The organism is Thalassobius sp. MITS945101, assembly GCF_047123305.1.
GTDB lineage: Bacteria > Pseudomonadota > Alphaproteobacteria > Rhodobacterales > Rhodobacteraceae > Thalassobius.
Window position 1 is genome coordinate 2,037,066 of the sequence record NZ_CP138918.1, and the last position, 24,028, is coordinate 2,061,093.

General features: G+C 56.6%; 19 protein-coding genes and 4 pseudogenes. 18 read left to right on the forward strand and 5 right to left on the reverse strand.

The features are described from left to right. Positions 1-274 precede the first annotated feature (274 nt). Positions 275-1,401 (reverse strand): IS3 family transposase gene (locus SIC14_RS10270; RefSeq protein WP_412565719.1). Its coding sequence is split into 2 segments (ribosomal slippage): positions 275-1,137 and positions 1,137-1,401, totalling 1,128 coding nucleotides; the frame shifts between segments, so codons are not numbered across the junction. Positions 1,402-1,459: 58 nt separating this feature from the next. Between SIC14_RS10270 and SIC14_RS10275 the strand changes: the two are divergent. Further along, positions 1,460-2,002 (forward strand): annotated as a pseudogene (locus SIC14_RS10275) (integrase core domain-containing protein); the annotation flags it as partial. A 29-nt stretch (positions 2,003-2,031) separates the two neighbouring features. Then, positions 2,032-2,175: pseudogene (locus SIC14_RS10280) on the forward strand (integrase core domain-containing protein); the annotation flags it as partial. A 282-nt stretch (positions 2,176-2,457) separates the two neighbouring features. Here SIC14_RS10280 and SIC14_RS10285 read toward each other — a convergent pair. Beyond that, a complete protein-coding gene (locus SIC14_RS10285; protein ID WP_412565720.1) occupies positions 2,458-3,177 on the reverse strand; it encodes a helix-turn-helix domain-containing protein in 720 nt (239 codons plus the stop codon). Between the two features lie 191 nt (positions 3,178-3,368). Between SIC14_RS10285 and SIC14_RS10290 the strand changes: the two genes are divergently transcribed. The 5 genes from SIC14_RS10290 to SIC14_RS10310 all read left to right on the forward strand — a co-directional run bounded on the left by SIC14_RS10290 (position 3,369) and on the right by SIC14_RS10310 (position 9,750). Further along, entirely contained in the window at positions 3,369-4,325 is a 957-nt protein-coding gene (locus tag SIC14_RS10290; RefSeq protein ID WP_412565721.1) for an alpha/beta fold hydrolase, read from the forward strand. A gap of 354 nt (positions 4,326-4,679) precedes the next feature. After that, positions 4,680-5,930 carry a sarcosine oxidase subunit beta family protein gene (locus SIC14_RS10295; protein ID WP_412565722.1) on the forward strand — a complete coding sequence of 417 codons (1,251 nt, stop codon included), beginning with the start codon at positions 4,680-4,682 and terminating at the stop codon, positions 5,928-5,930. A 28-nt stretch (positions 5,931-5,958) separates the two neighbouring features. Next, positions 5,959-6,255, forward strand: coding sequence for a sarcosine oxidase subunit delta (locus SIC14_RS10300; RefSeq protein ID WP_412565723.1), 297 nt, complete (start codon positions 5,959-5,961; stop codon positions 6,253-6,255). Beyond that, positions 6,252-9,206 carry a sarcosine oxidase subunit alpha family protein gene (locus SIC14_RS10305; RefSeq protein ID WP_412565724.1) on the forward strand — a complete coding sequence of 985 codons (2,955 nt, stop codon included), beginning with the start codon at positions 6,252-6,254 and terminating at the stop codon, positions 9,204-9,206. Before SIC14_RS10300 ends, SIC14_RS10305 begins: the two co-directional genes overlap by 4 nt. Continuing rightward, positions 9,199-9,750 carry a sarcosine oxidase subunit gamma gene (locus SIC14_RS10310; protein ID WP_412565725.1) on the forward strand — a complete coding sequence of 184 codons (552 nt, stop codon included), beginning with the start codon at positions 9,199-9,201 and terminating at the stop codon, positions 9,748-9,750. The genes SIC14_RS10305 and SIC14_RS10310 overlap by 8 nt, the downstream gene beginning before the upstream one ends. Before the next feature lie 10 nt (positions 9,751-9,760). Here the strand turns inward: SIC14_RS10310 and SIC14_RS10315 are convergent, their stop codons facing one another. Both SIC14_RS10315 and SIC14_RS10320 read right to left on the reverse strand, forming a co-directional pair. Beyond that, positions 9,761-10,744, reverse strand: a complete 984-nt coding sequence (locus SIC14_RS10315; RefSeq protein ID WP_412565726.1) for a GlxA family transcriptional regulator — start codon at positions 10,742-10,744, stop codon at positions 9,761-9,763. A 26-nt stretch (positions 10,745-10,770) separates the two neighbouring features. After that, entirely contained in the window at positions 10,771-11,751 is a 981-nt protein-coding gene (locus tag SIC14_RS10320; RefSeq protein ID WP_412565727.1) for a LysR family transcriptional regulator, read from the reverse strand. 38 nt (positions 11,752-11,789) lie between these two features. Here SIC14_RS10320 and SIC14_RS10325 point away from each other — a divergent pair, with 38 nt between their 5' ends. The 7 genes and pseudogenes from SIC14_RS10325 to SIC14_RS10355 form a co-directional block, all read left to right on the forward strand. Further along, positions 11,790-13,238, forward strand: a complete 1,449-nt coding sequence (locus tag SIC14_RS10325) for an aldehyde dehydrogenase family protein (protein WP_412565728.1) — start codon at positions 11,790-11,792, stop codon at positions 13,236-13,238. Then, positions 13,238-14,218 carry a membrane dipeptidase gene (locus SIC14_RS10330; RefSeq protein WP_412565729.1) on the forward strand — a complete coding sequence of 327 codons (981 nt, stop codon included), beginning with the start codon at positions 13,238-13,240 and terminating at the stop codon, positions 14,216-14,218. The genes SIC14_RS10325 and SIC14_RS10330 overlap by 1 nt, the downstream gene beginning before the upstream one ends. Before the next feature lie 65 nt (positions 14,219-14,283). After that, positions 14,284-15,825: a BCCT family transporter gene (locus SIC14_RS10335; RefSeq protein ID WP_412565730.1), complete on the forward strand. Its 1,542-nt coding sequence runs from the start codon at positions 14,284-14,286 to the stop codon at positions 15,823-15,825. Positions 15,826-15,927: 102 nt separating this feature from the next. After that, the gene (locus tag SIC14_RS10340) at positions 15,928-17,631 is read left to right on the forward strand and encodes a hypothetical protein (RefSeq protein ID WP_412565731.1); all 1,704 of its coding nucleotides are present in this window, start codon (positions 15,928-15,930) and stop codon (positions 17,629-17,631) included. Next, entirely contained in the window at positions 17,628-18,278 is a 651-nt protein-coding gene (locus SIC14_RS10345; RefSeq protein WP_412565732.1) for a DUF3726 domain-containing protein, read from the forward strand. Before SIC14_RS10340 ends, SIC14_RS10345 begins: the two co-directional genes overlap by 4 nt. A 72-nt stretch (positions 18,279-18,350) precedes the next feature. Continuing rightward, the gene (locus tag SIC14_RS10350) at positions 18,351-19,358 is read left to right on the forward strand and encodes an Ldh family oxidoreductase (RefSeq protein ID WP_412565733.1); all 1,008 of its coding nucleotides are present in this window, start codon (positions 18,351-18,353) and stop codon (positions 19,356-19,358) included. Between the two features lie 111 nt (positions 19,359-19,469). Beyond that, positions 19,470-19,648 (forward strand): annotated as a pseudogene (locus SIC14_RS10355) (transposase); the annotation flags it as partial. A 138-nt stretch (positions 19,649-19,786) separates the two neighbouring features. Here the strand turns inward: SIC14_RS10355 and SIC14_RS10360 are convergent. Further along, on the reverse strand, positions 19,787-21,001 hold the full coding sequence (locus SIC14_RS10360) for a tyrosine-type recombinase/integrase (RefSeq protein WP_412565734.1): 1,215 nt from the start codon (positions 20,999-21,001) through the stop codon (positions 19,787-19,789). Positions 21,002-21,546: 545 nt separating this feature from the next. On the opposite strand from SIC14_RS10360, the gene SIC14_RS10365 reads away from it, so the two are divergent. The 4 genes and pseudogenes from SIC14_RS10365 to SIC14_RS10380 all read left to right on the forward strand — a co-directional run bounded on the left by SIC14_RS10365 (position 21,547) and on the right by SIC14_RS10380 (position 24,028). After that, positions 21,547-22,161: a 3'-5' exonuclease gene (locus tag SIC14_RS10365; protein WP_412565735.1), complete on the forward strand. Its 615-nt coding sequence runs from the start codon at positions 21,547-21,549 to the stop codon at positions 22,159-22,161. Positions 22,162-22,446: 285 nt separating this feature from the next. Next, positions 22,447-22,659, forward strand: a complete 213-nt coding sequence (locus SIC14_RS10370) for a hypothetical protein (RefSeq protein WP_412565736.1) — start codon at positions 22,447-22,449, stop codon at positions 22,657-22,659. 63 nt (positions 22,660-22,722) lie between these two features. Further along, positions 22,723-23,424, forward strand: a pseudogene (locus SIC14_RS10375) (TRAP transporter substrate-binding protein). A gap of 58 nt (positions 23,425-23,482) precedes the next feature. Next, entirely contained in the window at positions 23,483-24,028 is a 546-nt protein-coding gene (locus SIC14_RS10380; RefSeq protein ID WP_412565737.1) for a TRAP transporter small permease, read from the forward strand.

Genomic DNA, 24,028 nt, shown 5'->3' on the forward strand with positions numbered 1-24,028 from the left:
AGGTGCCCCAGATTCGTAGACGCTTTACTTGGTGATTTTGGAAGCAAAGTGCGATGCAAATATCATTGCAAGTGCGTTTCTTGAGTGCGTTTAAGATCGACTCGGTTGCGCAGGTCACGTGGCGAGAGCGTACTCGGTCGAGGAAATGGCTGGGCGGTTAGGGATCCGTACCAAGCCGCTTCGCACGTGGCTGTCGCAGCGCCATGCGCCGTGAAGGCAGAACGAACAGGAAGCTGCGTCTGATCAGCCCCACCTAAGTGGTCCAATTTGAATGTTAGTGCATTATTGGCCTGGGTTCCATCAGGACGATGGTTTCTGGGGCCAGTGGGCGGTAACCCAAAGCACTGTGTGGTCGTTTCGTGTTGTAGTGTTTTCTCCATTCTTCGATCAGGATTTGCGCCTCCCTTAGCGAGAAGAAGACCTCTCCGTTAAGTAGTTCATCCCGAAGCCTTGCGTTGAAGCTTTCGCAGTATCCGTTCTCCCAAGGTGATCCCGGCTCAATGTAGGCGGTCTTAGCGCCGACCGCTGCAATCCAATTGCGGACGGCCTGAGCAATGAACTCCGGGCCGTTGTCCGACCGTATGAAGGCAGGAACGCCGCGCAAGATAAACAAGTCCGTCAGCGCATCGATAACCTCTGTCGAGTTGAGCTTGCGCTTCACCTTGATCGCTAGGCATTCCCGGCTGTGTTCATCCAAGATATTGAGCGTTCGGAACGCTTTCCCGTCATCGGTTCGATGATGCACGAAGTCATACGACCACACATGGTTGCGGTACTCCGGTCGCAAACGAACACACGAGCCATCGTTGAGCCAGAGCCCCCCTTTCTTCGGCTGTTTCATTGGCACTTTGAGCCCTTCACGCCGCCACAAACGTTCGACACGCTTGTCATTCACAAGCCATCCGGCGTCTCTGAGCAATGCTGCGATCCGGCGGTAGCCATACCGACCATACTGGCGGGCCAGTTCGATCATATCAGCCACTAGACGCTCTTCGTCAGCACGGCCAACCGGCAAACGCCGTTGTGTGGATCGGTGCTGTCCCAGGACACGACAGGCTCGCCGCTCTGATACCCTGAACTGGCTGCAAACATGATCGATACAGGCACGACGGCGCGAAGGGCTTAGTAGTTTCCCCGTGCAGCTTCCGAAAGTATGAGTTTGTCCAGCGTAAGGTCCGACACGGCTCGACGCAGCCGATCATTCTCTTTCTGAAGCCTCTTTAGTTCCTTCAGTTGGTCAGTTCCCATTCCGCCGTATTGCTTACGCCAGCGATAGAATGTCTGTTCCGTTATCTGAACCTGCCTGATTGCATCAACGCGCGGCATTCCCTGACCGCACAACACCTCAACCTGCCGCAACTTCGTGACAATCTCTTCCGGCTTGTGTCGTTTGATTCCCATATTTGATCCTCCGTTTACTAACTATACGCGCGGACCAATTCATTGGGGGAGGATCACTGAATATCACAACCATGTCTGGTCCTATGATTTCGTGCATTGCCGGACAGAGTTGCCCATTGTAGGCGCCATTGGTTCGAGCCCAATGGGCGACGGCAAGGTGTTCCGGACGCTGAACATCATTGATAAGCACAGCCGGGAATGCCTAGCGATCAAGGTGAAGCGCAAGCTCAACTCGACCGACGTAATTGATGTTCTGACAGACCTGTTCATCCTGCGTGGCTCGCCTGCCTTCATTCGCTCAGACAACGTTCCTGAATTTGTGGCTCAAGCTGTCCGGGACTGGATTACGGCCGTGGGGGCCAAGACCGCCTATATCGAGTCTGGCTCACCTTGGGAGAACGGATGCTGCGAAAGCTTCAATGGCCGGTTTCGGGACGATCTGCTCAACGGGGAGGTCTTCTATACCCTGCGTGAAGCCCAGATCCTGATCGAAGAATGCAGAAAACACTACAACATAAAACGACCACACAGTGCATTGGGCTATCGCTCGCCAACGCCAGAGGCCACAATCACGATGGAACACAGGCCAATCATGCACTAACAATCAAATTGGACCAGTCAAATGAGGCTGCTCAGGCCGGCGTTGGGAAATGGATCGATTTCTACAACCGCAAACGCCCACACTCCGCACTTGGCGGCAAACCCCCAGCCGTGGTCTATTGGCTGAGAAAAGAAGAGACACAAACCGATCAGCAGGAGCAAAGAGTAGCTTAAATTACGTCGAAACCTGTCCAAACATTGGCTCATAAATGCAAGAAGCTGAACAAGCGTTGGTTTCTTGCGAAAACAACCGTTCCGTTGGCACAAGCTTCGTGAAGTTGAAGTACGCGCTTTGCAAGGTCTATGCCGATTATGCTAGCTTCCGACATGTATGCTCTCCCTTTGAGTGATGTTTTCTCAAACATCACAGTGGCACAATACGATGCCGATAGGTGTGGGCATAAAAGCCATCACCAAAGTCGTTGGGGAGGCTCAGGAGTAACCGTAACACGGCCGCTACGAAGCTGGATTAGGATGGGCCGCAATGCTGGTAAACCCGCTCAACCCTGACAGCCCCTGCGTTGGGGTGACCCCAAACAAAGTTGCCGCAGTCCTTGTCAGGTGTGCCGCGTCTGAGAACCCTGCCTGTATGCCCGCAAGGCCGACTTTCTCACCATTAAATGCAGCATCAACTGCACACATCATGGCAGCCCATATTTTGAACTTTCGAAAGGTCTGGCCCGTTGTCGATTTAAAGTGGCGCATTGCGAGCGTGCGCTCAAGTTGCAATTCTTGAGCTAGGTCCAGCTGGGACAGCCTTTCGAAGGGGTCTTTGTAAAGGCGCTCAACGATCCGCATCACACCAGCGTCCGCCGGGGTATCGTCGCGGTTGACCACTTGCCGAAAACTTGCCAAAGCACTGTGGTCGCGCACACGAATTGCCGTAGGTAAGTCTTGCCAGGCCTCGGGCAACTCTCTAAATTTGGGGGCATTCCCGTCCAGTTTGACACCGTCCAAATACACAATCTCTGCACCACCCTCTCGGATCACGACTCGATGTCGTACATCGGGTTTGATACAGATCGCATGCGCTTCCGTTTGGTTGGTGTCATCGCAAACAAGAACTGGTTCTCTGCACCCGACAATGACGCAAGTCATCAGGTTCTCATGCGAACCAAGTTCGCCTTTTGCAAAGGAGAACTTGTGGTTGCGAAAAGCTGGGGCACTTGAAGGCATAACCACTTCACCTGACGTTTGGGCAACTATAGCGCGGCCCTGAGAATGCGACGCCGCATTTGCCGAGAATGATGTAGCAAAGTTCAAATGTGAAGAACGCAGCAAAGTAACTTGCACGTTTCTTCAAGAGAGGCGTCTGGAGCGTGTGCATAATAGGGACAACTCGCTTCGAATGAATATTCCGAGGATACATGACACGTATTTTTCGCAAGATGGCCATCGCATTTGGTCTGTTAACTTTCTGCGCCGTATTGTCTTGGTTTGCGCTCCCATCTCAGGTTGCAAAAGGTTTGATCTCCTTAAACAACGCCTCCGCCGGGCTGCGCGCTAGGGTGGCTTCAACAGAGGTGGGAGACATCCACTATTTGGAAGGTGGCCGCGGCGAAACCGTTTTGCTGGTGCATGGCATTTATGCGCGCAAAGAACATTGGGCCGAAGTGGCGCGTTCCCTAACCAAACACAACCGCGTCATTGCCGTTGATCTCCCCGGTTTTGGGGACAACAACCTTCTCCCGGACGGCGAATACTTGTTGGATCAGCAGAGGGCAAATTTACTCGCTGTGATGCGGGCTCTAGATCTGAAGGCTGTTCACGTTGGGGCAAACTCCATGGGGGCCTATGTTGCAGCGCTGTTGGCCGAAAAGGATCCAGAGCGAATTGCTAGCCTTGCCTTTATTGGCAGTCCACTCGGGGTGCCGACGCCGATACCAAGCGACATGGACAAGGCACGAGATGTCGGAATAGCCCCGCTGGTTGTCCAAACACCCGATGACTTTGTGAGACGGAACAAGTGGCTGTCTCCAAATATTCCATACGTCCCCGGCCCGATCCTTCAGACTTGGTCAGAGGAAGAGGTTGCAAACGCAGATCATAACGCCCGAATTTGGGATGTCGTGCATGCAAAGTCAGACGTGCCAACAGTCTTAGACCTGGCCCCGTCACTAAAAATGCCGACGCTTGTAATCTGGTGTCAACAGGACCGAATTTTTCATATCAGTGGTGCAAAAATACTCGCCCAGAGTTTACCCGCCTCTCATCTAGCAACACTGGATAACTGTGGACACGTTCCAATGTTGGACAAGCCCTCAGCTGTGGCCTCAGAATATCTGAAGTTCTTGTCGTCTTTTTCTGATCCTAGATCACAATAACTGGCAGTTGCGGACACCGACAGGATGCGATTGCCCAACATCGGTTTCGAAATTGCCCGCCACAACCGTTCATTCTCCTTATGAAGCCGTTTTAACTTCAACAGTTGGTCGGCTCCATACAGCCATATTGCTTTCGGCGGAGGCAAATATCTGTTCGGTCAAGCACAGCAAATGATACTAGACCGGCCACTCGCCGGTGTTGCCTCCCCGTTTGCCAAATTCTTCACACATTGTCGCGGGCACAACAGCTCGGCAGCAGGTGGGATGTCGATTCTGGCACCAAACTTGTCCGAAACCGCACAAGTAACTTGGATCAAAATCGACCTTCATAAGGGCAGACAAACAGGGGGCCACATGCGCTATTCTGCTCTGAGATTGATTAAGGAAAGTCTGACGGGCCACAAAGGATGGCAGCCGCAATGGCGAGACACCGAGCCTAAGGGTGCCTATGACTACCTCATAATCGGTGGTGGTGGGCACGGGTTGGCCACAGCTTATTATCTGGCCAAAGAGTTTCAGGGCGCACGTATCGCGGTTCTGGAAAAGGGCTGGATCGGTGGCGGTAATGTCGGGCGGAACACCACGATCATCCGTTCCAATTATCTGCTAGTTGGCAACGAACCCTTCTATGAGTTTTCGCTGAAGCTGTGGGAAAACCTGGAACAAGAGCTGAACTATAATGCGATGGTCAGTCAACGCGGGGTTCTCAATCTTGTGCATACCGATGCGCAGCGGGATGCGGCGCGGCGGCGTGGCAATGCGATGATCCTGAACGGATCAGATGCCGAGCTTTTGGACGCCGATGGCGTTCGTGCGATCTATCCTTTCCTCAATTTCGACAACGCACGTTTTCCGATCAAGGGCGGGCTACTGCACCGGCGCGGAGGAACCGTACGTCACGATGCAGTGGCCTGGGGCTATGCGCGGGGGGCGGATCAGCAGGGCGTGGACATCCTGCAAAACTGCGAGGTTACCGGTTTCAAAATCGAAGGCGGGCGCGTGCTGGGCGTCGAAACGTCGCGAGGGTTTATCGGAGCCAGGAAGATTGGCGTTTCGGTTGCGGGCAGTTCCAGCCGGGTAATGGCCATGGCGGGAATGCGTCTGCCCATCGAAAGCCACGTGTTGCAGGCCTTCGTTTCGGAGGGGTTGAAACCGATCATTCCCGGCGTGATCACCTATGGTGCCGGTCATTTCTATTGTAGCCAATCCGATAAGGGTGGCCTTGTTTTTGGCGGGGATATCGACGGGTATAATTCCTACGCTCAACGCGGAAACCTGCCCGTGGTCGAAGATGTGGTTGAAAGCGGCCTGTCCCTGATCCCTGGCCTTGGGCGTGCGCGGCTTCTGCGCAGCTGGGGCGGCATTATGGACATGTCCATGGATGGCTCCCCGTTCATCGACAAAACTCATATCGACGGGCTCTATTTCAACGGCGGGTGGTGCTATGGCGGCTTCAAGGCCACGCCTGCTGCAGGCTTCTGCTTTGCCCATCTTCTGAAAACCGATCATCCGCACGAAACTGCTAAAGCCTATCGGCTGGATCGTTTCAGGACCGGGCACATGATCGACGAAAAGGGCCAGGGCGCCCAACCGAATCTGCACTAGTGCTGCTGTGATTTGAGGAATAGAACCGATGATGATCAACCATCCGCTTCTTGGACCGCGCGACGCGCAGGAGTTCACCTATCTGGGCGACGCGGGCCTGATAAACCGTCCCGATTGGCAGTCCGAAACCGCACAGAGCGAGTTTCACGACTATCTGCATCTGCGCGATAACCCCGCGGGGCTGCACCGCGAGCTGTGGTTCCACGAGCAAGGCGATCGGTCCTGGCTGGTCGTGACCCGCAACACCGTCACCCATGAGATCACCTCGGTAGAACTGGCCCGCGACGTGGCGCGCCGCCACAAAAGAGAGGGGCGTGCGCAATGACGCAAGTGAACCGCCTTTCCGGCGGGTTGATCGACAGGTCGGTCCCGCATTCCTTTAGTTTCGATGGCAAACGCTATCATGGTCATGCAGGCGATACACTTGCCTCCGCACTGCTTGCCAATGGTGTGCGCCTGATGGGCCGTTCGTTCAAGTATCACCGCCCGCGTGGGGTGCTGACCTCTGGGTCTGAAGAACCCAATGCCCTGGTCCAGCTGCGTTCGGGTGGGCGACAGGAACCCAACACACGCGCCACCGTGGCCGAGATCTACGACGGGATGAGCGCAGACTCGCAAAACCGCTGGCCGTCGCTGGAACACGATGCCATGGCAATCAACGATCGCTTCTCGAACTTCTTAAGTGCTGGGTTTTACTACAAAACCTTCATGTGGCCCCGCGCCTTCTGGGAAAAGCTCTACGAACCGATCATCCGTAAGGCCGCTGGATTGGGTCGCCTGAGTGGGGAGGCTGATCCTGACCAATATGACAAAGGCTTTCTGCATTGCGACTTGCTTGTGGTCGGAGCTGGGCCTTCAGGGCTGGCGGCTGCGCTGACGGCAGGCCGTGCGGGGGCGCAGGTGATCCTCGTCGATGAAGATTTCCGGCTAGGGGGGCGGCTGCTGGCCGAAACCGGTGCCTTGGCGGATCAGTCGGGCGCCGCGTGGGTGGACACGGTGCAAACCGAGCTGGCGTCGATGCCCAACCTGCGTGTGATGCCGCGGACCACTGTTTTTGGCGCTTACGACCACGGTATTTACGGCGCGGTTGAGCGCAACGCTGATCATTTGGCAGTCCCAGAGATGCATAAAACCCGTCAGACGTATTGGCGGATCCATTCGAGACGCGCCTTGATCGCCACCGGCGCAATCGAGCGCCCGATAGCCTTTGAAAACAACGACCGGCCGGGCATTATGCTGGCGGGCGCAGTGCGCAGCTATATCAACCGCTATGCCGTTACCCCTGCAAGATCTGTTGTGGTTTTTGCCAACAATGATGACGCTCACCAGACCGCTCGCGATCTGATTGCCAAAGGGGTCGAAGTGCCTGCCGTCGTGGATATTCGTCCCGATGCGCCCGCGGTTATCGGGACCGAGGTTCTGGCTGGCGCGCAGATCATCGACACCAAGGGCGGCCTGGGGCTGAAGCGCGTTGCCGTACGACTGGCAAACGGCAAGACCCGTGTGATCCCATGCGGTGCGCTGGCGATGTCGGGCGGATGGAACCCGAACCTGGGCCTGACCTGTCACCAACGAGGGCGACCTCTTTGGGACGATAACATCCACGCATTTGTGCCAGCGCAGGGAGGCGTGGCAGGTCAAAGCGTTGCCGGTGCTGCAATCGGCGAGATGTCCACCCACGCAGCGCTGTCATCGGGGGCGACAGCGGCTGTGGAAGCGCTTTGCGATCTCGGTCTGAAAACTTCCAAACCTGATCTGCCACAGGCCGAAGATGCGCCCGTTGCGCTCACGCCCTTCTGGCATGTCTCAGGGGCCAAACGCGCCTGGCTGGATTTCCAGAACGATGTCACCGTGAAGGACATCAAGCTGGCCCATCAGGAAAACTTCACTTCCGTTGAACACTTGAAACGATACACCACGCTGGGCATGGCGACAGACCAGGGCAAGATCTCGAACATCGGTGGCTTGGCAGTGATGGCTGAACTGACTGGCAAATCGATCCCCGAAACAGGCACCACAATTTTTCGCCCACCTTACACGCCTGTTGCCTTGGGCGCCTTGGCCGGACGTTCAGTTGGGAAAGAGTTCCACCCTACCCGCCTGCCCCCAAGCCACACTTGGGCCAAGGAACAGGGGGCCGTGTTTGTCGAGGTTGGCAACTGGATGCGCGCGCAGTGGTTTCCGCAAGAAGGCGAAACACATTGGCGTCAATCCGTGGATCGAGAAGTTTTGGCGACCCGTAACTCCGTTGGGATCTGCGACGTGACCACCTTGGGCAAGATCGACGTGCAAGGCGCGGATGCAGCGGAATTCCTGAACAAGATCTACGCCAATGGCTTTGCGAAATTGCTCGTTGGAAAAGTGCGCTACGGGTTGATGCTGCGCGAAGATGGTGTGGCCTATGACGACGGCACTGCCGCCCGATTGGCCGAGGATCACTTCGTGGTCACAACCACAACGGCAAATGCGATCTTGGTTTATCGCAACATGGAATTTGCCCGCCAGTGCCTGTGGCCGGATCTGGACGTGCAGGTGATTTCCACCACCGAAGCCTGGGCACAATACGCCGTCGCCGGCCCTAATGCGCGCAGGCTCTTGCAGAAGATCGTGGACCCCGCGTTTGACATCTCTAACGAGGCATTTCCGTTTATGGGCTGCGCCGAGCTTACCGTTTGCGGCGGGTGCCGCGCACGTCTGTTCCGGATCTCATTCTCGGGGGAACTGGCTTTTGAAATCGCTGTGCCGACCCGTTACGGCGATGCTTTGATGCGCGAGATGATGGCCGCTGGTGACGAGTTTGGGGTGACCCCTTATGGGACCGAAGCGCTTGGGGTGATGCGGATCGAAAAAGGCCATGCTGCCGGTAACGAGTTGAACGGAACGACAACAGCGCTGAACTTGGGCTTGGGCCGTATGGTCTCGACCAAAAAGGATTTCATCGGAAATGTGTTGTCTCGTCGCGCCGGTATGAATGCTGAAGATGCGTTTAATCTGGTGGGGTTACGTCCCCTAGACTCCACGAAGCCCTTGCCTGCAGGAGCGCACCTTATGAGCCTTTCCGGGCCCGTAGACGCTGCACACGATCAGGGCTACGTCGCCTCGGCTGCCTATTCGCCGAACCTTCAAACCGCAATTGGACTTGGTTTCGTGAAATCGGGTTTTGCGCGGATGGGGGAAAAGCTGCGGCTGGTAAACCCGTTGGAAGGGCAAGAGGTTTTGGTTGAAATCGTCAGCCCCCATTTTATCGATCCAGAGGGGGAGAAGCTCCGTGCATAAATTGAAACCGATCACCCCCCTTGGCGGGCACGCAGCACACGTCGATCAGATTGGAACCCTGACCATTATTGAGGTTGTGGATCAGGCACTGGCCTCCTTGGCGGCCCGCAACGGACAACGAGAGGTACTTCAAAAGGCGCTGCCGCTGCGCTTACCCGATGTCGGAAAATCGACATCTGACGGTGATTTCACTGTCTTCTGGATCGGACCCGACCAATGGATGGTTTCTGCAGCTCACGATGCGCATGAGCTTCTGGCCGCAGAGCTGAAACAGATGGTTGGCGCCGCCGCATCTGTCACGGAGCAGACGGATGGCTGGTGCCGGTTCGATGTGTCAGGCGCGGCGCATTGCGGCCTATTTGAACGGCTGTCCAGCGTCCCAATTCGGGCCATGCAGCCCGGCGAAGTGCAGCGCGGGTTGATCGAACATCTGGGAGCGTTCATCTGGCGTATCGAAGGCGATCGCATGGCCGTTCTGGCACCGCGATCAGCGGCGGCGTCATTGCATCAAACCTTGGTGGCGGCAGCACGCTCAATCTCCTGAACCGCATCGATCACGAGGGCAGCGCGTCGCTGCCTTCGACCCGCATGGAATTCTTGGCCCGCCGATCCGCAATTGGGGTCATTCCGAAGCTTTCACGATAGTGACGCAGGAAGGCACCTGGGGTCGCATAGCCGACCATAAAAGCCACCTCGGTCACGGGGGTGTCCGAATACAGGACCAGCTGACGCGCCTGCTTCATGCGCATTTTGCGGTAATACTTCAGCGGACTTTGGCCTGTCGCCTCTTTGAACACCCGTTCTAGTGATCGGGGGGAGACCCCCACCGCTTCGGCCACTTTGTTGATCTGGATCGGGGTTTCAATGTGTTCGGCAAAATGTTCAATCGCCCGCCTGACCTGACGCGGCAACAGATCGCTGCTTTTAGCGGTGTCATGCGCGGGCGTTTTCTGATTGGCGGCAGCGCTGCGGATGTAGGGATGTTGAAACCAACAGGCGACCTCAGCCATGATATCCTCACCAAGGTGGGCCTCGATCAAGGTAAGCATGTGATCAAAGGCGGCCGAGGCGCCAGATATGGTGGTGTAGTCGCCATCCTCACAGATAACGGTGCTTTGCATGGGAATCTCAGCAAATTCGGCCTGAAACGCAGCCTCGTAGCACCAATGGACCGACAGCGCGTTGTCGCCTGTAAGACCTGTCCGAGCAAGTGCAAAGACGCCTCCGCTGATCGCGCCCAACCGTGTGCTATGGCGTTGATAGCGCCGCAAAGCGGCATTGGCGCGTGACGGTGCTCCAAAACGGGCAGTGGGGCTGGCGGTCAAAAGCAACAGATCCAAGTCACCCGCTTGGGACAGGGTGCTATCCGGTGCGAAACTGACCCCGGCCGAGGAGCGGACGGGACCGTCTTGCTCGGCAATGACCGTCCAGCGAAAAGCGTCTTTCCCCGAGATTTCATTGGCCGCTCGCAATGGTTCGATGCAGGACGTCAGGCAGGCCATCGGAAAGCCCGGAAATATCAGAATTCCCAGGCTCATCGGAGTTTCACTGGAGGCAGCGAAGGTCACTTCGGCGTCCCCTTTATGGAGTCTTCCGCTATCTCGGTGGAGATTTCGGATATGTGCTGTTCCAGCAACCGAGCGACGGTGGATTGCGTCGAGTCGGCCCGTCTCAGCATGTGAATTTCACGTTTTGCCTGCGGGTCTTCAAGCGGTCGGAAAAACAATCCCTCTGTATTAGAGGCCCTGACTGCCATTTCAGGCAGAATGGTGACACCAATGTTGGCCTGAACCATCGCCGTGAGAGATGTCAGGTTATGAGCTGAGAGCCTGGCTTGATCATGAAGTAAAACCGACGCGTCGGCCTTGATCCCCGCCGAAAGCGAATTTGCGATAAGGCGCTCATGGCTCAGCGCCTGCCAAGGGATCGGTCCGGCGCTCTGCGCCAAGCCGTGGACCGGTGCGCAAATCACGCCAAATGTGTCGGTCAACAGGTGCTTGCTGATAAGGCCTGTGGTTTTCTGGCCCACCGTAGCGATGCCAATGTCGATCCGGTCGCGGGACAGCTCGTGCAGGATCGAACTCGAATCCATGTCCCGCAGTTCGATGTTTACGTTGCCGTAGTCATTGATATGGCGGGAAAACACCTGCGGAATGATTGTCCCGGCGACCGAAGGTACCGTGGCGATGCGCACATGCCCGTATGTGGCTTTTGCAAAACCCTCGATCGCCTTGACGGTGTTGTCAAACTGCTGCAATTCGCGCTCGGCCTGTTCCAGTACAAAGCTCCCCAAGGCGGTTAGTTTGCTTTTGCGGTCAGTCTCGAACAGGGGCTCACCCAGATGGGATTCCAGCTGTTTCAACGTCATCGAAACCGCCGAAGGGGTGCGCCCCAGCATTTGGGCAGCGTCACTTAGATTTCCCCTTCGCGCGACCGTGGCAAAACCGCGAAGCATCTCGATTTTCACAACCATCAACATTCCTTCAGAAATACTGAATCGGAGTTCAGAAATTTGAGTTTGAATGAAGTTGGCGGCGGAGTCCATAGTCCCCGAAACTGATTTCTACACGAGGCGAGACCCCCATGACCGATATCCAAAAGAACCTGATTGCCGGTGAATGGCTGGGGGGTACCGGCGAGATTGAAAATCGCAATCCTTCGGACCTGTCTGATCTGATCGGTGTCTTTGCACAGGCCGGTGGCGATCAACTGGAAGCAACGTTGGATCAGGCCAAAACAGCGCAACGCGAATGGGCCGCCTATGGCATGGAGCGCAAGCAAGCGGTGTTGAATGCCATTGGCAATGAGATGATGGCTCGCTGCGAGGAGTTGGGAACGCTTTTGGCCCGAGAAGAGGGTAAGCCTTTTGCCGAAGGCAAGGGCGAGGTCTATCGGGCGGGTCAGTTCTTTACCTATTACGCCGCGGAATGCCTGCGTCAGGTCGGTGAAAACGCAGACAGTGTGCGCCCCGACATTGAGATCGATGTGCGTCGCGAGGCCGTTGGCACCGTGGCCATCATCTCGCCCTGGAACTTCCCGACCGCGACTGCTTCTTGGAAAATTGCGCCAGCGCTTTGCTATGGCAATGCCGTTGTTTGGAAGCCTGCGAATGTGACACCCGCTTCGGCCGTTGCGCTGGCCGAGATCATCAACCGTCAGGATATCCCCAAGGGCTTGTTCAGCCTGGTCATGGGGGCGGGCCGTGAAATTGGTCAACGCCTTGTGGAAAGTCCGAAAGTGAACGCCATCTCCTTCACCGGTTCGGTTCCGGTGGGCAAAGGGATCGCTGCGGCGGCCATCCAGAACCTGACCAAGGTGCAGATGGAAATGGGATCCAAGAACGCGTTGGCCGTGATGGATGATGCCGATCTTGATCTGGCGGTGACATTGGCCTTGAGCGGCGCTTTTGGAGGCACCGGGCAGAAATGTACCGCTTCGTCCCGTCTGGTCGTCCATGAAGCGATCCACGACGCCTTTGTTGAAAAGCTGGTCGCAGGGGCACAGGCGATGAAAGTGGGCCATGCGCTGGAGGATGGCACCCAGATGGGCCCTGTTGTCAGCCAACAGCAGCTGGACGAAAACCTTGAATACGTCAACCTCGGCAAATCGGAAGGCGCGGAACTGGCCTGTGGGGGCACGCGCCTTGAGATGCCGCACAACGGGTTTTACATGGCGCCCGGCGTGTTTCTGAACACCACCAACACCATGCGCATCAACCGCGAAGAGATGTTCGCGCCGCTGACGGCCGTGATAAAAGTGGGCAGTTATGACGAAGCGCTGGCGACCGTCAACGACACCAACTTTGGTCTGACGTCCGGCATCGTGACCAAATCCTTGGCGCGTGCCACCCATTTCCGCCGCAACGCGCAGACGGGTGTTGTTACTGTGAACCTGCCGACCGCCGGCACGGATTACCACGTGCCCTTTGGTGGCCGCGGAGACAGTTCCTATGGTCCACGCGAGCAAGGCAAAGCTGCCGCGGAATTCTACACCACCGTCAAGACCGCTTACATCAGTGCGGGCCCGGTCTGATGCGGATCGACGGTCTTCAATACGCCAATTGGTCCGAGAAGATCTTTCGCCAGCTGCGTGAAGGTGGCGTGGATGCGATCCATGTCACCATCGCATACCATGAGAACTTCCGGGAAACGGTTCTCAACTTTGAAAAGTGGAACCGCTGGTTCGAACAATATCCCGACCTGATCATGAAGGGGTTAAGCGCTTCGGATATTGACATTGCGCGTGAAACGGGTCGAACGGCTGTGTTCTTCGGGTTTCAGAACCCGTCGCCGATCGAGGATGACATCGGACTGGTGGAAATCCTGCACACGCTGGGCGGACGCTTTATGCAGCTGAGTTATAACAATCAGTCGCTTCTGGCGACCGGCTGTTACGAGGCCGATGATATGGGCCTCACCCGCATGGGCAAGCAGGTCATCAAAGAAATGAACCGCGTTGGGCTTGTCATCGATATGAGCCACTCGGCGGACCGGTCTACAATCGAAGCGGCCGAGGTCTCGCAGCGCCCGATCGCCATCACCCATGCGAACCCGCACGCCTGGGCGCCCGCATTACGCAACAAACGCGACGCTGTGATCCGTGCCGTGACCCAGAATGGCGGCATGTTCGGTTTCTCGGTCTATCCCCATCACCTCAAGGACAAGTCCGCCTGCACGTTGGAAAGTTTCTGCGAGATGGTCGCGCGCACCGCAGACAGCTACGGCGTGAAACATCTGGGGATCGGAACGGACCTTTGTCAGGACCAGCCTGACAGCGTTGTGGAATGGATGCGCGTGGGACGCTGGACCAAGGAAATCGACTATGGCGAGGGTTCAAAATCCGCACCCGGCTTCCCGCCAATGCCCAAGTGGTTCAAAGACAACAGACATTTTGGAAGCATCGAAAACGGCCTGAAAGCCGTGGGGATGAGTGACCCCGAGGTTGCCGGCATCATGGGGGGGAACTGGTACCGCTTTTTCGCAGAGAACTTTGGTCCGCAAGCGGGAGGCTAACGGATCAGGGCACTGAAAACCAAGGCCAGTACCGAACGGGGACGGCCAGATTAAGGGAGGGAAAGATGTCTGTCACATCTATGAAAGGACAAAAGGAGAGCGGGGTAAACAAACCGCTTTTCATTATATCAGGCGGCTTTATCGCGCTCTTTTGTATCGCCGCGCTGGTCAATCTTGACGCATTATCGGCGGCGGTTGACTGGGGCTTTAACGTCTCAGCAACCTATTTCGGTCTCTACTGGCAGGTGCTGCTGCTGGCGACGTTTGTGATTGGTCTGCTGCTCTGTGTTCTGCCCGGCGGCAGGGCGATCATGGGCAATCTGGCCGCACCAGAATTTACCACGTTCCAGTGGGGGTCGATGATCATGTGTACCCTGCTTGCGGGCGGCGGTGTGTTTTGGGCTGCGGGTGAACCGATCGCACACTTCCTATATTCCCCCCCGCTTTATGGCGGCGAAGGCGGCACGGCGGCGGCCGTAAACCCCGCAATCGCGCAGAGCTTTATGCACTGGGGTTTTCTGGCCTGGGCGATCCTCGGCTCGCTCTCGACGGTTATGCTGATGCATTACCACTATGAGAAAGGTCTGCCGCTGGCACCGCGCACGCTGCTCTATCCGGTGTTCGGCGACAAGGCGATCCACGGACCGATTGGTCTGATTGCGGATGCATCATCAATCATTGCGGTGGTTGCGGGGACCGTTGGGCCGATTGGCTTCCTTGGTCTGCAGGTGAGCTATGGACTGTCTGATCTCTTTGGCATTCCAGATGTATTCGCCACGCAATTCATGGTCATTGGCGGTCTGGTTGCGATCTATACCATTTCGGCAATGACGGGCCTGTCGCGCGGCATTCAGATGCTATCCAAGATCAACGTCATTCTGGCCGCTGCCCTGCTGATCTTTGTGCTGCTGGCCGGTCCGACCGGATTCATCTTTGGATCGTTCTTCTCGGGGTTCGGCACCTATCTGGGCAACTTCTTCCAGATGGCGCTTTACCGTGGGGATGCTGGCCTCTTTGGGGCCCCCGGTTGGTTGGGCTGGTGGACCGTGTTCTTCTGGGGCTGGTTCATGGGGTATGGCCCGTTGATGGCAATGTTTATCGCCCGCGTGTCCCGCGGTCGCTCAATCCGGCAGATCGTCATCATGCTCTCTGTCATTGCCCCGATTGTGACCAACTTCTGGTTCACCATCATCGGCGGAACGGGCATTTCAATGGAACTGGCGGAACCAGGTGCGATTTCCAAGGCCTTTGAGGGGTTCAACCTGCCGGCGGCGCTATTGGCGATCACCAACAACCTGCCAATGGGCTTCCTGATCTCGATCCTGTTCCTGATCTTGACCACTATCTTCGTGGCCACAACCGGTGACTCGATGAGCTACGTGATCTCGGCCACCATGAGCGACGGAGAGCATCCGCCCGCAATGGTGCGCGTTTTCTGGGGCGTTGCGATGGGCGTCATGGCGGCAATCTTGATCTCGGTCGGATCGGGGGGTGTCTCCAAACTGCAGAGCTTTATCGTCGTAACTGCGGTGCCGGTGTCGCTCATATTGCTGCCTTCCTTGTGGGATGCGCTACGTATCACCTTGGCCAAAGGCAAAGAAAGCTAACCAAGCGGGGCGTCTTCGGGCGCCCCGTCATACCCCGCCGTCCGGCAAAATTCGACAGATTGCCGGAACTCCTCTACCGTGCTGATTTCAGAGGTCTGGAAAATGAACTCGATTACGCGCCGTGATCCTAAACTTGTGATGCGCCTTGCGCGTCTTGGATCCATTCATCAATCGCGCTTGTCTTTCATGCGCATTTTGACGCGCCGCATGGCGCGCGAAGGCTGGCGGTTTGAGCAAACCGAATTTGAGGTAAACGACGCGGGCGAAGGTCACGCGGTCTATACCGCCCACGGACCGGATCATGCCTATTCACTGATCGCATTCGCCCATGACCTGCCGGCTGAGAAACGGTCGGATAGGGTCATTGCCGAGGCTTGGGATGCTACGTTTACATTGTTTGACGGGGTGCCAAGCGCCGAGGACATCAAGCGCTTGTCACGTAACATCCCTGTCCAGGAAGCCGGACGGGTGAGCGGGTCCGAACTTTCGGTTTCACGCGCAAACCGTTCCGTGCGTCTGTGGGAACATGTGGTCTCTTGTCTGGTCGAAGGGCGTCAGCCCGACGCTGCGCAAATCGACGCTGTAGGCTATCTGATGCGCACAACAGCTGTGTACGGATCTGGCAAGCTGGGTGCTGCGGACCGCGAAATGATCGCCGGCCGCCAAGAATTTGCCGCCCCTTTTCAGGTCGAGATGCTCTCGGTCTTTCTGACCCGTTGGTTCGTTCTGGATCTGGTGCAGCATATGGCCAACCGCCGCGCCGCCGCTTGTGGCCGCAAGGCTGCGCCCCTCTCGCCGAAGCTGGCGCGTTCTATGGGTATTGGCAATTCGACGGGTCTGGGCATGGCCCCATTCCTGCTCAATCACCCGGTGCTTTTCAACAACTGGATCGCGGCACGGGAAAACGCAATTCAAACCGTGCGCAGCCTCCCGGCTGCCAGTGAAGACGAAGTTGCCTTGTTCCGATCCCTGGTCGAACGCAGCAATTTGTCAATAAGCCGATGGCGGTCTGAACATCCGATCCAAGTTCAAAAACTCGCAGACCTTCGTGCAGATGTGGTCAAGCTGAATAGCTACCTAGCGCAAAACGACCTGCAGGGGCAATCTCCTTGGGATGTGCTGCATCGCTGGGCAGAAGGTGCCTTGTCGCTCGAAGGTCAGGAATGGGTCGCATCGCTGATGCTGGAACCCTATGGCGCGTTGGTCGATCGGCTTGCCGAAGAAATGGCAGCCGATAACACCGCCACCTCCCGCATTGCAGGAGCAATGAAGATCAAGGACCTGAGAGCTCTGCTCAAGGATGTTTATGCTTGGGCGCTCGACACCGACTGGCAGGCGCCTGAAAACAGTGCGCGCGCCTGGTATGTGTCCGAGGAAAAGCTTGAGCCCCGCCTGGGGGAACGCTTTGAAGAACCGATTGAAGAATATGAGCAGCCGTTGGCGCCGGGTCGTGATGCGGCGCAATTGTTCACGGCAATCACTCATTGGCCAGATGAGGCGCAGGTTGCCGATTTCTTGCTGCGCCACCCGGAACACCGCCACGTCCTGCGTCGAGCGCAGATCGCGGGGCAAGCGCCATATGCAGAGATTCGCGACAACACGATTTCGGACCAGGTGCTGCCGATCGACATGCTGCGATGCAAACTGGCGTTCTTTGGGGCCACACAATTTGACCCGCGCTCGGACCGTTGGGTGCGTATTTGTATGTATGGCAATGCGCCACTGCCCACTGAATTGACACAGGAGAACGCCGACTTCTGGGTTTTCCCAGACGTGCCACCGGCACTTGAGGGGGGCATTGTATGAGCCATTCTCTCAATGAGATTGAAGCCATGAGCAAACGCGCCAGCCGCGGTGCCGGCCTGCCCTGGGGACTAGCTGAGGAAGCTGCCAAAGGCACGCGCTGGCTTTCTGCATTCGGTTTCCCGGGCACTGAAATGCTGGCCGAACTTCTGGAGCTGAATGATCAAGTCCCGCCGATTGATGTCTCGCCTGTGTCTCTGAGTGCAGAAATTTGGCACGCTCCCGCGCGTCGGATGAGTCCGCTGGTTGCCGGGGCTGCGCTGTCTGACTGTGCGGTACGTCTGCTGGAGCGCGGCAACATCACCATGCAAAACGTCAACCTGCCGCTTTTGGCCGTGCCTTTTATGGGCGGCGCTGCCCTGCGTTTGGGGGTGCCAGTGGCGGCGCAATGGGACGGTGCGCGGGTTGCAACCGACGGTAAAGAGCTATGCGTGCAAGGGGAACCTCAGGCCCTTCAGATCAAACATGCCGACAGGTTGGTTTTCTCCGCTCCGGCCGCAATGACCGGCAAAAGAGAACCCGTCATGCGGGCCGAAGTTCGTGAAGACAGTTGGGAAAACCTGAGCAGATTTGCCCATCGTACCTTCGCCCCAGCGACCGAGGTAAGCCGTCTGCGTGGTGCCGGCGCAGGTCTCAGCGACAATGATTGAAAAGACTGACGGTTGCAGCGTTGATCGCTGACCAGAAACCGAACTTGTGACTGAATAATAAGAAAGATTGATATGGCCACCACAGAAACCCTTTCCCTTGCAGAAATCGAAACCCTGGCTTTTGAAGCACTGGTCAAAGCGGGTACCTCGGAAGAGAACGCGCGTCCTCTGGCTGTGGCCACCGCGATGACGGAAGCCGACGGCGTCGCCTCTCATGGGCTCGCCTATATCCCGATCTATGCCCAGCATGTTGAATGCGGCAAAGTTGATGGGCAGGCGAACCCAATTGTTTCGCAGCCGCGCCCTTCGGTTGTCACCGTGGATGCGGCGACCGGATTTGCCCATAGCGCCATTGAGCGTGGCTTTGAAAAGCTGATCCCGCTGGCGAAGGAAATGGGGGTCGCGGTTCTTGCGGTGAATAACTCCTATAACTGCGGTGTGCTTGGAGTACATACACAGCGTCTGGCGCAGGCGGGTCTGATGGGCATCGGCTTTACCAATGCCCCCGCCTCTATTGCCCCTTCGGGTGGCGCAAAACCGGTGATTGGCACCAACCCGTTTTCGATCGCGGCCCCGGATGGCCAGGGTAACTCTGCGTTGCTGATTGACCAATCGGCCAGTACCATCGCCAAAAGCGAAGTCATGAAGCACGCCCGCGAGGGCAAACCTGTGCCCGAAGGCTGGGTGCTCGACGCAGACGGTCAGCCCACAACGAACCCTGAGGCCGGACTGAAGGGCTCGATGGTGCCCTCAGGTGGTTACAAAGGCGTAGGGATTGCGCTCACCGTGGAACTTTTGGCTGCGGTAATGGCGGGTGCCACGTTGGGCTCGGTCGCAAGCCCGTTCTCCGGCACTGCCGGGGGGGCACCCAAAACCGGTCAATTCTTTATTGCCATCGCCCCAGACGCCACTTCTGGCGGTCTGTTTCAGGAAAAGCTGTCAGAGTTGATCGCTTCGTTCCACAATATCGAAGGCGCGCGTTTGCCGGGGGATGGTCGCCAAGCCAGCCGTGTAAAAGCCGCAAAAGAAGGCGTGCCCGTAAATGCCGCTCTGCTTGAGAAAGTGCGCGCGTTGACCTGACGTGCCGACCTTTCGAGGGTCAGGCCCCATTGGTTTTCCATGGTTGACGTGCTTCATGGTTCGAAAAATGAGCGGCGAATTGTCTGACTTTTCTGGCTGACGGACGTGCAGATGGCCCGTCTTGTGTCATATTTTCCGAAGTCCCCGGTAAGCCACGTGTTGATGGCCGGTTCGTTCTGAGCGGGATTATCTTTATCAATCGCAATGGTTTACGCTGGCGGGATTCACCCAAAGATTTCGGCCCGCATAAGACCTTGTACAACCGTTGGAAGCCGTGGAGCGACAAGGGTAGCTCGGCTGCGTAATTGGCACATTCTACAGCGTCGCTCGGTGTTGCAATTTGCGTTCCTGTTTGGATGAGGATGGGAGTAGCCGTTGCAGGAGGTCTATTTTGAAGAGTATTCGTGGCTGGTCGGCGGGCCAAACAACTATGTTCTGAATATGCTGGAAACGACGTGATCCGCCCAAGCTTGCATCATCTGTCGGCGTTGCTCTAACAGGTCAGTTCGATGATAGGCCGCTTCGGTTGTGTTGGCGATAGTGTGAGCGAGAGCGCGTTCGGCGAGGTCACGAGGGTATTGATGCTCAGAAGCCCAATCGCGGAATGATGAGCGGAAACCATGTGCGGTTGCTGTTCTTCCTGCAACGTCGCTTGGGACGTCGTGATCGCGCAAGATTTTGGTGAGCGTCATATCGCTGATCGGCGCTTTTCCGGAATTGCTAAAGGCAAGATTCAACGGGTTTGCGAGTTCTAACCGCTTTTGTAGAACCATTATTGCCTGCGTGCTCAACGGAACCCGGTGTTGCACGCCAGCTTTCATGCGCTGGGCAGGGATGGTCCAAATCTGGTTGGCAAAATCGAACTCCTGCCAAGTTGCGCCACGCACTTCGCCAGATCGTGCGCCAGTCAGGATCAAAAACAAAAGGGCTTGCCTGCCGGTGCTTTGGCGCGGGGCACTGAACAGCTGCTCCGCTACTACGGGCAGCTGTCGCCACGGAACAGAAGGGAAATGTTTCACTCGGTCCCGCTTTCCGGGTTGCTTGGGCAGGAGGGCCGTGGCTGCATTCACCGCATTGGTCGCCGCATAGCCATGGGCCACACACCAAGTCATCACCCTTTCACAGCGTTGGCGCACGCGGCTGGCGGTTTCCGCTTTGGCAAGCCAGATGGGTTTCAGAACCCGAGCGAAATCGGCGGTGGTCAACTGATCAACCTGCGTCTGACCAATGTAAGGAAAGGCATAGGTTTCGAGCGTCGTGATCCACTGCGCACTATGTTTCTTGTTACGAAATGCTGGGGCGATATCGGCATACACCTGCCGTGCAGCCTGTTCGAAGGTTGGCGTGGCTCGCAACCGGTCGGCCTCAAAGGCCGCGCGTTGACGCTCGTCAATCGGGTCTGCGCCACATTGAATGCGCTCGCGGGCTTCAAATGCCATCTTCCTGGCTTGGGCGATGCTCAGGGTTGGGTAGGTGCCTAGACCCATGTCCCGCCTCTTGCCCGTTGTAGGGCTCACAAAGCGCAGGACAAATTTGCCAGAGCCCGCCTTGGCGCCGGGTCTGAAATACAGTCCAGGTACGCCACCAACGGCGGTTGGTTTGTCATCGCGTTTAGATTTTCTGGCCTTGACATCTGTCAGCATTAATTACCTCACGAGGTCACTGTAGAGCAGTACTAGTCCCACATCTAGTCCCACATGAGCGCTGAGATTGTCTGATGCTGGTTGCGACGGATCAATAGTGAAGCGAAGATTAAATTACTGATTTATATTGGTAAAACTAAAGTTCTTGAGGGTGATTGAGGAATTTTGCGACCAGTATTTGGCGGACTGAGCCTCCGCCATTTTACATTTTTGATTGATCTGATTGGGCCGCTTTGAGTGGCCTTTTCTTTTTGAACTCTGACTCCCGAGCCGGTTAGCGTAAGTGGTGGCTCAGGTCAGCAGAAACCGCCGGACGAACCCCTGCGGCCATATCTGGGCCGGCGTCGTAGACCTGCGGGCACGACCTCGGTCTTTCGTCCACGACGGTGTCTGCCTAAAGCGCGATGGCCTGAGTGGCACCGGATCGAGAAATCGCGGGGCACAATTCTGTTCCGGTCTGGTGTGGGCCATCGCAATTGCTCCGATCCTTGTGCTTGGGTAGAGCTTAGGAGATAGTTTGTCGCACCGCAGTGAAGGGGGCAGTGTTGAACAAGTTTGGGCATCTTGAAGACGTTCCAAAAGGCCCGTTTCGGTTTATCGCTTTAGACTTAGAGACGGCGAGCCGGGCCAGCGGTTCGGTTTGTCAGATTGGTCTTTGCTTTGTCAGCGACACCGGGGCGTTGCAGACGTTCTCTGTTCTGGTTGATCCAGAAGTGCCTTTTCAGCCCTTTAACACCGAGCTGCATGGAATCTCGGCAGAAACGGTCAAGGGGGCAGGGCGGTTCCCGGAGGTCTATGAGGATCTGTTTGAAATCCTGAACTCCCATAATCTGGTGCAGCATAGCAGCTTTGACGAAAAAGCGATTGCTGCGGCCTGTGCCCGCTATGACGTGCCGATGATCGCGTCGCATTGGACTGACAGTGTCAAAGTGGCACGGCGTGCCTGGCCGGAATTGCGCGGCGCAGGTGGGCATGGGCTTGCAAACCTCAAAAAACACCTGGGGCTGCAGTTTCATCACCACGATGCTGGGGAGGATGCCCGCGCTGCGGCGACGGTGATTTTGAAGGCAGAAGCCGCACTTGGGGCGCCACTTGCCCATCTGCGAACCCAGCGGCAAATGGCGTTTGATTTTGACACGCCGCGCGGAGCGAACCCCTAGGCGGCTGCCCTCCGGGTGGCGAAATTGGATTCGTTTTGTCAGAGCGGCAGGGCAAAACGGCCGGCATTTTTCCGCAATCACCGCCAAATTTGTCGGCAAGAGACAAGTTTTTCGCGAGTTGTGAACAAATTTTCGTCCATGGGTCGACATGTGAGTCTCCAATTTTTTATATTGTTTCAACGGCTTGCTGCGATTTTTGCTCTGTTTGGTTTTTGACAACCTTTTGAACTTGTAAATATTTGTAACTTAGCTAACTCTTGGACGCAGATTTCAAGGGAGGAAATCATGAACATGTTTTTGAAGGGCGCATTGGTTGCGTCTGTAGCAACTGTAAGCTTCACCGGTGCCGCATTGGCAGGGGATTGGCGTGGTTGGAACATCCACGTTGAAGACTATCCCGTGTCGCATGGGATGGAGGCCTTCTTGGCTGAAGTCGCAGAAAAGACCGATGGCGCTCTAGGCGGTAAAGTGTTCCACGGCGGTGTTCTGGGGTCGTAGCCGGATGCGATTGAGCAGGTGCGTCTGGGCGCAATTGACTTTGGTGTGTTCAGCCTTGGGCCGATGGGACAGGTGGTTCCGGAAGCCAATGTTGTCTCGCTGCCATTTATCTTCAAATCGGTGCCTGACATGTATCGTCTGATGGATGGCGAAGCGGGCGCTGCGCTGAGTGCAGGTCTTGAAGCCAAGGGCATCAAGGCGCTGGGTTTCTATGATGCAGGGGCACGCAGTTTCTACAATGCCCACAAGCCCATCAACACACCGTCGGACGTCGAGGGCATGAAGGTGCGCGTGATGAACAACGACCTGTTTGTTGGAATGATCGAAAGCATGGGCGGAAACGCCACGCCGATGGCTTTTGCCGAAGTGTATCAGTCGCTGAAAACCGGTGTGGTTGATGGCGCGGAAAACAACCCGCCGTCTTATGAATCCACCAACCACTTTGAGGTGGCGTAGTATTATTCGCTGTCGCAGCACCTGATCATTCCCGAGTGCCTCTGCATGAGCAAACGCACCTGGGATGGGCTGACAGCTGAGCAGCAAGAGATCGTGGCCGAAGCCGGTAAGAACTCGACCGATCTGCAGCGCAAGCTGTGGCAAGAACGCGAACTGGCCAGCATGAAGATCGTCAAAGACGGCGGTGTCATGGTGAACGAGATTGCCGACAAGGCGCCGTTCCAAGCCGCGATGGAGCCGGTGTACGCCCAGTTCCTGACCTCAAACCCCGACCTGCAAGGACTGGTTGACCTGTTCAAGGCCAACTGATCCCAAACGGGACCGCGCCCCGGCTTTCATTAGGTGGGGCGCACCCCGGAGAATTGTCATGATGACTGCGACTAACCTTGCCGCGCTGCACCGCGGCTTAACCTATTTACAAGATGGACTGGCGCGGGCCTGTATCTTCTTGTGTTCTTTGGCCCTGATCACGCTGGTTGCCACCTTCGGCTGGCTGGTCTTTGGCCGGTATGTGCTCAACGCCACCCCGACCTGGGTTGAACAGCTGGCGCTGCTGCTGGTCTGCTATATTGTCTTCCTTGGCGCCGCTGTTGGCGTGCGTGAGCAAACGCATCTGGGGGTCACGCTGTTTCGGGATGCACTGCCGCCGGCGCTGAAAGGCTTTGTTGTGCTCATCGGCGATGTTGTGTTGATGCTCTTCGGCGCGGTGATGTGCCTGAGCAGCCTGGAGCTGTTTCAGTTCGGCTGGTCCACGCTTTTGCCAATGCTCAACATTCCCGAAAGTTTCCGCACCCTGTCAGCGGTGCTGTGTGGCGGGTTGATCTGCCTGTTTTCCGCCACCCGTATTCTCCTCGGCCTGCTGAACGCACTCAGCCCGAATTCCCAAGACCAAAATGAAATGAAGAGGGCCTGA